At 66.4% G+C, this 9,139-nt stretch carries 16 protein-coding genes; 12 read left to right on the forward strand and 4 right to left on the reverse strand.

Annotated features, from left to right (window positions below; all coding sequences use genetic code 11):
* Window positions 1-461: 461 nt before the first annotated feature.
* The 6 genes from ABZ194_RS08445 to ABZ194_RS08470 all read left to right on the forward strand — a co-directional run bounded on the left by ABZ194_RS08445 (window position 462) and on the right by ABZ194_RS08470 (window position 3,320).
* Window positions 462-665: an Arc family DNA-binding protein gene (locus tag ABZ194_RS08445; protein WP_355593772.1), complete on the forward strand. Its 204-nt coding sequence runs from the start codon at window positions 462-464 to the stop codon at window positions 663-665.
* Window positions 662-1,036 (forward strand): type II toxin-antitoxin system death-on-curing family toxin, encoded by a 375-nt coding sequence (locus tag ABZ194_RS08450; RefSeq protein ID WP_355593775.1) that lies wholly within the window; start codon window positions 662-664, stop codon window positions 1,034-1,036. Before ABZ194_RS08445 ends, ABZ194_RS08450 begins: the two co-directional genes overlap by 4 nt.
* A gap of 211 nt (window positions 1,037-1,247) precedes the next feature.
* Window positions 1,248-1,559 carry a hypothetical protein gene (locus ABZ194_RS08455; protein WP_355593777.1) on the forward strand — a complete coding sequence of 104 codons (312 nt, stop codon included), beginning with the start codon at window positions 1,248-1,250 and terminating at the stop codon, window positions 1,557-1,559.
* A complete protein-coding gene (locus ABZ194_RS08460) occupies window positions 1,535-1,951 on the forward strand; it encodes a PIN domain-containing protein (protein ID WP_355593779.1) in 417 nt (138 codons plus the stop codon). The genes ABZ194_RS08455 and ABZ194_RS08460 overlap by 25 nt, the downstream gene beginning before the upstream one ends.
* Before the next feature lie 356 nt (window positions 1,952-2,307).
* Entirely contained in the window at window positions 2,308-2,763 is a 456-nt protein-coding gene (locus tag ABZ194_RS08465) for a helix-turn-helix domain-containing protein (protein WP_355593781.1), read from the forward strand.
* 2 nt (window positions 2,764-2,765) lie between these two features.
* Complete coding sequence (locus tag ABZ194_RS08470) at window positions 2,766-3,320, forward strand: PIN domain-containing protein (protein WP_355593782.1); 555 nt, start codon at window positions 2,766-2,768, stop codon at window positions 3,318-3,320.
* Here ABZ194_RS08470 and ABZ194_RS08475 read toward each other — a convergent pair.
* Window positions 3,317-3,592, reverse strand: a complete 276-nt coding sequence (locus ABZ194_RS08475) for a hypothetical protein (RefSeq protein ID WP_355593784.1) — start codon at window positions 3,590-3,592, stop codon at window positions 3,317-3,319. The genes ABZ194_RS08470 and ABZ194_RS08475 overlap by 4 nt on opposite strands.
* A gap of 20 nt (window positions 3,593-3,612) precedes the next feature.
* Between ABZ194_RS08475 and ABZ194_RS08480 the strand changes: the two genes are divergently transcribed.
* Together ABZ194_RS08480 and ABZ194_RS08485 are read left to right on the forward strand one after the other, a co-directional pair.
* Window positions 3,613-3,819, forward strand: a complete 207-nt coding sequence (locus ABZ194_RS08480; protein WP_355593786.1) for a hypothetical protein — start codon at window positions 3,613-3,615, stop codon at window positions 3,817-3,819.
* Window positions 3,816-4,232, forward strand: coding sequence for a PIN domain-containing protein (locus ABZ194_RS08485; protein ID WP_355593788.1), 417 nt, complete (start codon window positions 3,816-3,818; stop codon window positions 4,230-4,232). The genes ABZ194_RS08480 and ABZ194_RS08485 overlap by 4 nt, the downstream gene beginning before the upstream one ends.
* A gap of 167 nt (window positions 4,233-4,399) precedes the next feature.
* Here ABZ194_RS08485 and ABZ194_RS08490 read toward each other — a convergent pair whose 3' ends face one another.
* From ABZ194_RS08490 to ABZ194_RS08500, 3 genes are all read right to left on the reverse strand, one after another.
* A complete protein-coding gene (locus ABZ194_RS08490) occupies window positions 4,400-4,708 on the reverse strand; it encodes a hypothetical protein (protein ID WP_355593789.1) in 309 nt (102 codons plus the stop codon).
* Window positions 4,709-4,860: 152 nt separating this feature from the next.
* Entirely contained in the window at window positions 4,861-5,289 is a 429-nt protein-coding gene (locus ABZ194_RS08495) for a hypothetical protein (RefSeq protein WP_355593791.1), read from the reverse strand.
* Window positions 5,286-5,513 carry a hypothetical protein gene (locus ABZ194_RS08500; protein ID WP_355593793.1) on the reverse strand — a complete coding sequence of 76 codons (228 nt, stop codon included), beginning with the start codon at window positions 5,511-5,513 and terminating at the stop codon, window positions 5,286-5,288. The genes ABZ194_RS08495 and ABZ194_RS08500 overlap by 4 nt, the downstream gene beginning before the upstream one ends.
* Before the next feature lie 296 nt (window positions 5,514-5,809).
* Here ABZ194_RS08500 and ABZ194_RS08505 point away from each other — a divergent pair, with 296 nt between their 5' ends.
* The 4 genes from ABZ194_RS08505 (at window position 5,810) to ABZ194_RS08520 (ending at window position 8,966) form a co-directional block, all read left to right on the forward strand.
* Window positions 5,810-7,021, forward strand: coding sequence for a hypothetical protein (locus ABZ194_RS08505; RefSeq protein ID WP_355593795.1), 1,212 nt, complete (start codon window positions 5,810-5,812; stop codon window positions 7,019-7,021).
* A 10-nt stretch (window positions 7,022-7,031) separates the two neighbouring features.
* The gene (locus ABZ194_RS08510) at window positions 7,032-7,352 is read left to right on the forward strand and encodes a 4a-hydroxytetrahydrobiopterin dehydratase (protein WP_355593797.1); all 321 of its coding nucleotides are present in this window, start codon (window positions 7,032-7,034) and stop codon (window positions 7,350-7,352) included.
* A gap of 146 nt (window positions 7,353-7,498) precedes the next feature.
* A complete protein-coding gene (locus ABZ194_RS08515; protein WP_355593925.1) occupies window positions 7,499-8,611 on the forward strand; it encodes a DUF2293 domain-containing protein in 1,113 nt (370 codons plus the stop codon).
* Entirely contained in the window at window positions 8,553-8,966 is a 414-nt protein-coding gene (locus ABZ194_RS08520) for an MmcQ/YjbR family DNA-binding protein (RefSeq protein WP_355593799.1), read from the forward strand. Before ABZ194_RS08515 ends, ABZ194_RS08520 begins: the two co-directional genes overlap by 59 nt.
* The last annotated feature ends 173 nt before the right edge of the window (window positions 8,967-9,139 follow it).

Genomic DNA, 9,139 nt, shown 5'->3' on the forward strand with positions numbered 1-9,139 from the left:
ACATTTCACTCTCATTGTCGAGAATATGAGAAACGCTGGTAAGGCTTGTTCGAGATCCCGAACGGCTACTGCGGCATCGGGGGCACCAACGTCAAACTAGGTGACCCGTCTGAGTGGAACGCCTGTCAGACGGGTCTGGTGCCGACAGAGGAGTGGTGCCGACTTTCCCGGTGCGACTCGCGCGCCTTCGGGGCGTGGACGATATCTGCCCGGGTAACTTTGTCATCGCCCTCAAGCGATCCAGGCGGAGGCGAGTCGGCCGGGGCACCGGCGCCCGTGCGGGCTGGCGGAGGCGCTCCGTTCGGTTTGTGCTCGCCGGGGCTCATGCCCAGCCTGAGGCGGCCCCGCCTGCCACGCTGCACCATGGGTGCTCCTGTTGAAGCAAGACCGGTTCGCAGGAACGGGGCTTGCAGGCCTCATGTCACCGAGAGGTGGTACCAAAAAGTGGTACCGTCGATCGTATGGCTGAGACACGGCTCCGGCTGCCGGATGAGGTGTACGAGCAGATCAAGCAGATCGCCGGCGGTGACGCGCAGAGCGTCAACTCGGCGATGGTGGTGGCCATCGAGGAGTACATCGCCCGACGGAGGCGGGAACGCTACCAGGCGATGGGCCGGAAGATCGCTGAACGGGACCGGGAGTTGCTTGAGCGGCTCGCTCGATGACGCTCTATCCGACCACCTCAGACCTCCTTGCCTTGGCTGAGGTGGTGCTGCCGGAGGTCCTTCTCCGCGATGGCGGCCAACTGCACGCGGCGGTGCTGCGCCCGCAGACCACCGTCTTCGGCGATGACGCCTATCCGGACCTGTGGGAGAAGGCGGCGGCTCTGATGCAGAGCGTTCTGATCGGGCACCCGCTGGTGGACGGTAACAAGCGGCTCGCTTGGGCGGCGGCTGTCGCCTTTCTGAAGGACAACGGGGAGATCCTGGAGTACCGGGACGTGGACGAAGCCGAAAGGCTCGTCATCGCCGTGGCGACGGGCGAGTTGGAGGACATCCCCGACCTGGCGCGGCGACTCCGCAAACTTCGTGAGTAAAGATCGACTCCCGATCACCATCTGGTGCCCGAAGCGCACCGCTACCGCCAGCAGTACCTGTCCAAAGAGTCGAATGGCTACTGCGGCATCGGCGGCACCAACGTCAAGTTAGGTGACCCATCGGGGTGGTCCTGTCCGACAGGGCCAACGATCACGGAGAAGTGGGCTCAACATCAAGATGAATTGCTACTTTGAGTAGTAAACTAGTTGTATGAGCATGCCTGAGCGGGACTTTGGGCCAGGGGATGGTCCGGCGGCCAAGGTGAGCGTCTCCCTGCGCTCGGGGAACATCCAGGCGGTCAGGGAACGTGTCGGAGCGCGTGGATTCTCCGCGTACGTGGACGCGGCAGTGGAGCGTCAGATTGAGCGTGATCTTCTGGAGGAGGCACTGCAGGCGAACGAGGCAGCCTCGGGGCCGATTCCGCAGGCGTTTCGTGATGAGGCGGCCGAGTTGTTCCGCAGTGTGAAGTCCGCGCCCGAGTTCCTGGAGGAGGACGGGTGGCGCGCGCACGAAGCAGGCTGAGTGCGGGCACCGTCGTCCTGGACTGCGAGGGGCTCGTCAAGTGGTGTGAGGCCGACCGGCGGGTGACCGCCATCGTACGGGAGGCGCAGGACAACGACTTTCGGGTCGTCGTCAGTGCGATGACGCCGATCGAGGCCCAAGACGTGCGTGTGAAAAGGGATCGCCTCGCATGGCACCTGTCGCGGCTGAGGATCGAGCCGGTGACCGAGGAGATCTGTTCGCGTGCGATCGAGTTGCTGCGTAGCAACCGGTTTCACGGCCATAAGTACGCCATCGACGCCGTCGTGGCCGCTACGGCGCTCCGTGCGGTGAGACCGGTTCTCATCCTCACCTCCGACGAAGACGACATGAGCAGGCTCTGTGGGAAAACCGTCAAGGTCGTCGGGCTTTGAAGGCCAAGGCCACCTGGCGATGCATGATGGGCGGCACCAACGTCAAGCTGGACGACCCGTCGGGGTGGGGCCTGCCAGACGGGCTTGATCCCACCGAGGAGTAGTTTCACGGTGCTCTGCTGTCCGGCCATAGTTGATCTGAGGTCGTCCGTCGTATCGGCTGTCCGGACTCCAGCCCTTGCCTACGGCTCGGTGAGGACGTGCAGCAGCGCGGCCATGCCGGTGCCGCTCATCGGTGACTATGGCACCTGATCCAGATGTGGATGCGGTGCGGATCAGTCGGCAATCCAGATGCTTGCCGTCACTGCTTGCGTTTATTTCGTTTGTTGCGGATACTGTGAGAAGGAGGTATGGCGATGACAGACGTGCAGGCCAAGCGAGTACGCCCCGGAAGTATCGATCCTGAGATGGCCGGCCGTGCTGTACGCCGTATCAAGGATTACCTCATGCGATCTCACGAGCAGCCGACCATCCGTGTTGTCGGGGAACACGGTACTGAGGACCCATTGATCTTGCCTCGGGAAGCTGTGAGCCTGCTGGCCTTCATCCTTGCCCAGGCGGCTGAAGGGCGAGGGGTGACGGTCATCCCCTCTCACGCCGAGCTGACAACCCAGCAGGCAGCGGACATGCTGAACGTTTCGCGCCCCCACCTGATCAAGCTTCTGGAGGAGGGAAAGATTCCCTTCCGCTTGGTCGGCAAGCACAGGCGTATCACATATGAGGACCTTCAGGAGTACAAACGCCGCGATGACGCAAAGCGCCGCACGGCTGCCGATCAACTTGCCGCGCTAGGCCAGGAGTTGGGCATCTGATCATGAGCTTTGTGGTGGTCTATGACGCGAACGTGCTCTATGGCAACACGCTTCGCGACCTGCTCATCCGCCTAGCCATGACGGGACGGCTCCAAGCCAAGTGGACCAGCAGGATCCTCGACGAAATGCAGCGTAACCTCGCCGCAGATCGTCCAGACATTCCAGAGGAGAAACTGGGCAAGCTTCGCCTGCTCATGAACTCTGCGGTCCGAGACTGCCTGGTCGAGGGGTACGAACCCCTTATCGAGGGACTGAAGCTACCTGACCCGGATGACCGGCATGTGCTTGCTGCGGCGATCAAGGGAGGAGCACAGGTCATCGTCACGTCGAATCTCAGGGACTTTCCTTCGGAACACTTGGCGCCCTGGGAGATCGAGGCCAAGTCTCCCGATGACTTCGTGTTGGACCAGATCGATCTGGATGGACGAGTGGTCTGGGCCTGTGTTCAGCAGATCGCGGACTCGCGGGTCAGCCCGCCGGAGGCTGTGGACGATGTGCTTGATGCTTTGGAGAAAGCGGGTCTGGTCGAGTCGGTCGCCGCCCTCCGAGCTGGTTAGCGGGCCGCCGAGGCCGGGGTGACGGTGAGAATGATTTGCCGGCTGAAGCAAACCGCTGTCACCAGTAGTAACCAGTAGTACTTGTTCAGGTGCCCAACGGCTACTGCGGTGTCGGCGGCACCAACGTGAAGCTGGGTGACCCATCCCAGTGGGGTGCCTGCCAGATGGGCCTGCTCCCGGCCGGGGAGTAGCCCTCCAGCGCCGCCGGTTCTCGCATGCAGGTCGTTCCATCGCTCGGCCCGCATCGCGGTGAGACCCCGTGTGTTGAGCATCGCCTGGTTACACTCGATGCATGAGTGTGATGCGTGAGGAACTTCACCACCTGGTGGACCGCCTGCCCGAGGAGAAGGTGGCACCTCTGCTTCGCCTCGTGCGTGACCAGCTCGACGAGCGGCCTGTCGTCCGTGACCTGCCGTTCATCGGGATGCTTGAGGCCGAGCCGGATTTCGCGGAACGCTCTGAAGAGATCTTGTGCTCGGAGGACAATCACTCTTTGTGATCGTCATTGATTCGGGGCCTTTGGTTGCAGCGGTCAACATCCGGGACCGGTATCACGAACCCTGCGCCAGGCTGCTGCGGAGCCACCCCGGTCCGCTTCTCGTTCCCACGACGGTCGTTACGGAAGTCTGCCAGCTCATAGAGAGACGGCAGGGAAGCAAGGCGGAGGCGGCGTTTCTCAGCTCCTTTCGGGCCGGGCTCGTTCTGGTCGAGGTCACCACCGAGGATCTGGACCGGATGAGCGAGCTTGTGGAGGTGTACGCCAACCTTCCCCTGGGCGCTGTTGACGCCTCCGTGATCGCGGTGGCTGAGCGGCTTGGCCTGACCGAGGTGGTCACACTCGATCGCCGTCATTTCACTGTCGTGCGCCCCCGGCATGTAGACGCGTTCACTCTCCTGCCCGAACGGCTCTGAACACGAGATCGAGGACGCGTCTCATGTCATGTGCACGTAGTGGTTATTGCGGCATCGGGGGTACCGGGGTCGTCTGCCCGGTGTGAGGTGCCCCGAGGTCGCCGGGCAGGTCGTCCTCCGGGTTGCGCCACCGCATCCGCCCTGGACGTACGTCTCACAGCGCCGGATCACGTCCCGCAGCGCCACCAGCACGCACGGCTCGTCCGCGATCCGCTCGGCCTTCCCCTGTCGTCGACGAGGGCCTCGTGCCAGTCCTTGCGTACGACGCCGTCCATCGGCACCGTGTCGGCCTCGCCGCGAAAGCGGCTTTTGCCGTCGACCTCGGCGTACTGCTCCAGCAGCTTCATCGCGTCCATCACCGGCCGGTATGCGGTGTTGTTGCACGTGAAACCCAGCGTCTGTACGGCCCGGCCCCCCTCAAGCCGGGCCGTACGACGGTGGGTGCGGCGGCCCCCTGGGATGTGACGCCGCCGCACCGGCTCATGGGGGGGAAGATCAGGCGCACGGTGTGCACCGGCCTGACCTGGAGGGCCCGTATCCTGGCCGGTTCCCCGGCCAGGCTTTCAGCGGATGAGCACGGGAGTGTCCGGTGGGCTCCGACGAGGGTCTGCTATTGCTCGCGGGTTGGTCATGCGGCTCTCCGGTGGGGACGCCGGAGGTGGTGCGGCGCGGCGGCGGATGCCGGGGAAGGAGCGCCGCCGCGCCTGCTCTGGGGCACCGGGAGTGCCGGGAGCGCCGGAGATATCGGGGCGGTGAGAGGGGTCTCCCGGCGGGTGGCCACGGCCATGACCGCCTCGTACATCCGAGCCTCCAGTTCCTCGGACGTGGTGGCGTCGACCATCAGCGGCTCGGAGGTCGCCCAGGCGGCCAGGGCGTAGAAGCGGCGACTGCCCACGCCGTACAGCACGGTCCAGCTCGGCCACGCCTGCGCCAGCCGTTCGGCCTGGGCTCGGGCCGGGCCGTCCCACAACCGGCGATGCACCACGGAGGTGCGGGCCTGCCCGGCGCGGTGACGGCCGGAGGTGTGGGAGTCGCGAGGGTCGCGGCGCCACATCATGACGTCACCGCCTCGGCCGCCTCCTCCTGGCGGGCGGCCTCGGCCCGGAGGCCGTCGAAGGTGTCGGCGTCCACCGTGCGGTAGGCGTCGGTACGGTTCAGCTGCTCGGTGGTGAAGGGCCGCACACGGCTGGCCCAGTAGCGTCCGGCATCGCTGCGGATCACCCGCCAACCGGGGATCACCGACGTCGCGGACTCGGGCATCGCGTATCTACCATCGTGCATGGATCGGACCTCCAATGTCCGGTCGAGGACCCGCCCGGTCGTCGCAAGCGCCGGGCGGGTTCGCTTTCATTCGGGGATTCGACGACGCGACGTCTGGTGAGCCGCGCCACCTCGCCAGTTCGGGGCGAGGCTGTCCGAAGGGCTTTGCGATCTGTCAGGGCACCGCCGCTCTCCGTGTCTTTCGGTCACACTGTTAGTGAAGTCGTGCGCACTCCGTAGCGGGAGGCGGAGAATGGCGGAGAACCACCCGGAGACTTGAAGTCTCCGGGCACCCTGGCCAGGCGATTGGTGCAGCGATGACCCGACAACAGCGTCCGCCGTGGGCAATGCGGTTGCAGGCTCAGCGCGAGGCGCGCCACTGGAACAAATGTGAAATGGCACGCCAGCTCATCCGCGCCGCCGGCCACGACCACGGGTCCGTCGAATCCCTGGCGCGGCAGATTCGCGACTGGGAGAGAGGTAAGCACTTTCCTCGCGACTGGACCATCGCCTACGCCACAGCTTTCGGCATTCCCAAGGACGAGCTCTTCGGTACGGCCAAGCCGAAGTGCCGTGACATTCTGGAGACGGGTCTGACTACGATCGACCTCATTCCCTACCCGCCTCACCAGGGCCCTGTAGCTCCGGAGCTCGTCATGTACTTTCTCGAACAGCTTCCCGGCCACTACAGAGCTGACATGTGGCTCGGTCCTCGCCATCTCATTCCAACCGTCACGACCCAGGCGAAGCTCATCAAGGAACTCGCCCATGCGGCCGACACGCCGGTGCGTCGTGGCCTACTGGGCGCTGGTGTCGCATACGCGGCACTGCTCGGCTGGCTGTACCAGGACGCTGGTGACCTCAACCGGTCCGGGTTCTGGCGGGCACTGACCCTGGACATGGCTCATCGGTCTCAGGATCCGCAGCTCATCAGCTACGCCCTCACCAACAAAGCGATGCTCGCGATCGATGTGGGCGAGGGGCGCACCGTTGTCGACTACGCAGAGGCTGCCTCGAACGACAAGGGCAAGCTGTGCCCGAAAGTTCGAATACTTGCGCTGGTCCACCAAGCGCACGGCAACTCGATGCTGCCGGTCAAGAACAAGGACCTGGTGGACCGGTTGCTGGACCAGGCGGCCGAGCTTGTGGATCAGGTCGACGACGAACACCCCTGGGGCAACGCCTGCCGCCGTACCCCCGGATATATCGATGTCCAGCGAGCGACCGCCTATCTCCGGCTGGGCGCCTACCGGGAGGCGGTCGCGCTCTGGGACCGGATTCTCGGCACGGTGCCGGAGGCGGCACGGCGCGACAATGGAGTGTTCTGGGCGCGCCAGGCCGGTGCTCTTGCCTCGATCCCCGAACCGGAACGGGTTGTCCAGATCGCGTCAGCCACGGCGGCGATCGTCGAGGGCACCGGGTCGGCGAGGCTGCGTCAGGAGCTCCGAGCCATTCCCCGCCGCGCGACTGCCTGGGCAGGTACTGCGCCCGGCCGGGAGTTGGATGAGATCCTCTCTCAATTCGTCTGACCCCATTGATATGGAGGTGCCGATGACCCCTCAGCCGCTGTCCGAGGAACAGATCGTGGCCCATCTGGCCGGGCTACCGGGATGGGAGCGCGAGGGTCAGGCCATTACCCGGACATTCGCCCACTCATACCACGAGTGTGTGCACATGGCGATGTACGTCGCGGCCAAGGCCCGTGAGATCGGCCACCATCCTGACATTCACATCACCTGGCAGCGGATCCGCTTCGCGATCACCACTCACGACGCCGGAAACCGCCTCACGGCCAAGGATTTCGAACTCGCGCGCCACATTGACACGATCGCCACCGGCCACGGTGCCGAAGCCGCCTGAACACGCGGCCGGATCAAAGGCTCCGTCCGGCCCGGTGCCGGCCTTTGGGCGCCGCGTGAGGCCCGTGATCGACCTGGCCGGGACGGAAGCGCGGAACGTCCCCCCCTGAAGAGGCTCCAGTACGGCAGGCTGGCGGGGTGAGCAAAATGGAGCGGCGGATCGTGGAGGCGGCGGAGGCCGCGCTCGCGCAGCGTAAGTTCGTCACCGCGCTCGACGTGCTGACCGGGGTCCGCTGGCTGCACGCCAGGCATGTGGACACCTGGCGGCAGGGCCGGGCCGCCACGCTGGAGGAGCTCGCGGCGGTGGACGGCGCCAAGATGGCCGCCGCGGTGGCCGTGCTCCGGGGCTGGGCTCTGGCCAAGGGGTTGACGCCGGGCGAGACCGCCTACGTCTCCGGCGGCCGGGACCGGGGGGAGCTGCGCTTCCTCACCGACGGGGACGACGGCGCCTTCCGGGTCCACTGGATCTCACCCGACATGAGCGAGGCGCGGCGGCGGCAGCTGGCCGAACGGCAGAGCAAGGCACCCGACCTGGTGGCGGTGGAGCCGCAGCAGCCCTGGGAGTGCGCGGGCTGCGGCGACTCGGGCCCCTATCTGATCATGGAGAACGCCGGGCCGTACTGCCTGACCTGCGCGGACCTGGACCATCTGGTCTTCCTGCCAGCGGGCGACGCGGCGCTCAGCCGCCGCGCCAAGAAGGAGAGCGGGCTGGCCGCCGTGGTGGTCAGGTTCAACTCACGGCGCAAACGCTATGAGCGGCTGGGCATCCTGGTCGAGGAGACCGCGCTGGCGCTGGCCGAGGAGCGGTGCCTGGCCGACGAGGAGGTACGGCTGCGCCGCAGGGAGCGTGACCGGGAACGGCGGGCCGGGGAGGATGTGGAGTTCCAGGCGGGGATGGCCCGGGAGATCGTCCGGCTGTTTCCCGGCTGCCCGCCCGAGCGGGCCGAGGAGATCGCCCGGCACGCCGGGCAGCGGGGCAGCGGCCGGGTGGGCCGTACCGCCGCGGCCAGGGTGTTCGGCACCGAGGCGATCACCCTGGCCGTGGTCGCCTCGGTGCGCCATCTCGACACCGACTACGACCGGCTGCTGATGTCGGGGGTGCCCAGGGCCGAGGCCAGGGACCGGATCCGGACGGCCGTCGACCGGGTGCTCGGCCGCTGGCGTGCCGTGACTGTCGGTGCCCCGGCGCACAATGGGCCTCGTGGAGAACGTGAACGCGGAGAGCCCGGGGAACGCGGGAAGCCCGGAGAAGTGGCATGAGGTCCGGCAGACGCTGCTTGAGTTCGCGCTGCGTCTGCCGGAGACGTATGAGGACCATCCGTGGGGCGAGACGGTGGTCAAGGTCAACAAGAAGATCTTCCTCTTCCTCGGTGTCGAGCGACCGACGGAGAAGTGGAGCCCGAACGTCGGGGTCAAGCTGCCCCGGTCGAACGGCCACGCGCTGGCCCTGGAGGGGATCAGGCCCTCGGGATACGGGCTCGGCAAGGCGGGGTGGGTGACGATCCCGCTGCTGGGCGAGCTCCCGGAGACGGAGGTGCTCCTCGACTGGGTCGAGGAGAGCTATCGGGCCGTCGCGCCCAGGAGGCTGGTCGCCCTGCTCGACGCTCCCGGCTAGCGCCGTGTTCCTCCGCACGGGCGGGCCGGAGGCGGCCCGTGCAACGCCCCGCCGGCTCGCCGCCGAAGGACCGGCCGTCATCGACTCCGCACGGGCGGGCCGGAGGCGGCTCGTCCAGCGCGGCCGGCCACCGGCACCGCCGTGACGTCGGAACCACCCGCCGAGGATTCCGG

Source organism: Streptosporangium sp. NPDC006007 (assembly GCF_040614315.1).
Taxonomy (GTDB): domain Bacteria; phylum Actinomycetota; class Actinomycetes; order Streptosporangiales; family Streptosporangiaceae; genus Streptosporangium.

Bases quoted from the DNA above. Each gene is read 5' to 3' on its own strand.
- ABZ194_RS08445 (WP_355593772.1), top strand. From the start codon at position 462: ATGGCTGAGACACGGCTCCGGCTGCCGGATGAGGTGTACGAGCAGATC.
- ABZ194_RS08450 (WP_355593775.1), top strand. From the start codon at position 662: ATGACGCTCTATCCGACCACCTCAGACCTCCTTGCCTTGGCTGAGGTG.
- ABZ194_RS08455 (WP_355593777.1), top strand. From the start codon at position 1,248: ATGAGCATGCCTGAGCGGGACTTTGGGCCAGGGGATGGTCCGGCGGCC.
- ABZ194_RS08465 (WP_355593781.1), top strand. From the start codon at position 2,308: ATGACAGACGTGCAGGCCAAGCGAGTACGCCCCGGAAGTATCGATCCT.
- ABZ194_RS08470 (WP_355593782.1), top strand. From the start codon at position 2,766: ATGAGCTTTGTGGTGGTCTATGACGCGAACGTGCTCTATGGCAACACG.
- ABZ194_RS08475 (WP_355593784.1), bottom strand. From the start codon at position 3,592: ATGCTCAACACACGGGGTCTCACCGCGATGCGGGCCGAGCGATGGAAC.
- ABZ194_RS08480 (WP_355593786.1), top strand. From the start codon at position 3,613: ATGAGTGTGATGCGTGAGGAACTTCACCACCTGGTGGACCGCCTGCCC.
- ABZ194_RS08495 (WP_355593791.1), bottom strand. From the start codon at position 5,289: ATGATGTGGCGCCGCGACCCTCGCGACTCCCACACCTCCGGCCGTCAC.
- ABZ194_RS08500 (WP_355593793.1), bottom strand. From the start codon at position 5,513: ATGCACGATGGTAGATACGCGATGCCCGAGTCCGCGACGTCGGTGATC.
- ABZ194_RS08505 (WP_355593795.1), top strand. From the start codon at position 5,810: ATGACCCGACAACAGCGTCCGCCGTGGGCAATGCGGTTGCAGGCTCAG.
- ABZ194_RS08510 (WP_355593797.1), top strand. From the start codon at position 7,032: ATGGAGGTGCCGATGACCCCTCAGCCGCTGTCCGAGGAACAGATCGTG.
- ABZ194_RS08515 (WP_355593925.1), top strand. From the start codon at position 7,499: ATGGAGCGGCGGATCGTGGAGGCGGCGGAGGCCGCGCTCGCGCAGCGT.